At 38.6% G+C, this 630-nt stretch carries 1 protein-coding gene; it reads left to right on the forward strand.

What is annotated here, in order from left to right; all coding sequences use genetic code 11:
• Positions 1-84: 84 nt before the first annotated feature.
• On the forward strand, positions 85-630 hold a 546-nt coding region (locus ACFIK8_RS10135; protein WP_375669349.1), incomplete at its 3' end, for a thymidylate synthase.

Genomic DNA, 630 nt, shown 5'->3' on the forward strand with positions numbered 1-630 from the left:
TGTTTTCGGGAAGAGATTTGCATTGTATTTTATCTTTTGCAATTTTTATTTTCTATAATCAGTAGAATCGGCCATAATGCTTTTATGAAAACCTACCTCGATCTTTTATCTCATGTTTTAAATAAGGGCATTGATCGTACAGACCGAACCGGTGTTGGGACGCGATCGGTTTTTGGCTATCAGATGCGGTTTGATTTACAGATCGGATTTCCATTGTTAACAACGAAGAAATTGCATTTACGCTCGATCATTTATGAACTTTTGTGGTTTCTTAGAGGTGATACAAATGTCGCATGGTTAAAAGAACATGGTGTATCAATTTGGGATGAGTGGGCTGATGAAAAAGGCAATCTTGGTCCTATTTATGGTTATCAATGGCGTTCTTGGCCAGCTTCTGATGGACGCTATATTGATCAAATCAGTCGTCTTTTAACGATGATTAAAAAAGTACCTGATTCTCGTCGCTTGATTGTCTCTGCGTGGAATCCTGCATTGATAGAAGAAATGGCTTTGCCACCTTGTCATTGCTTTTTTCAATTTTATGTTGCCGACGATAAGTTGTCTTGCCAGCTTTATCAGCGTTCGGCGGATATTTTTTTAGGTGTCCCGTTCAATATTGCTTCTTATGCG

It is taken from the genome of Bartonella sp. MR168JLCBS (assembly GCF_042194175.1).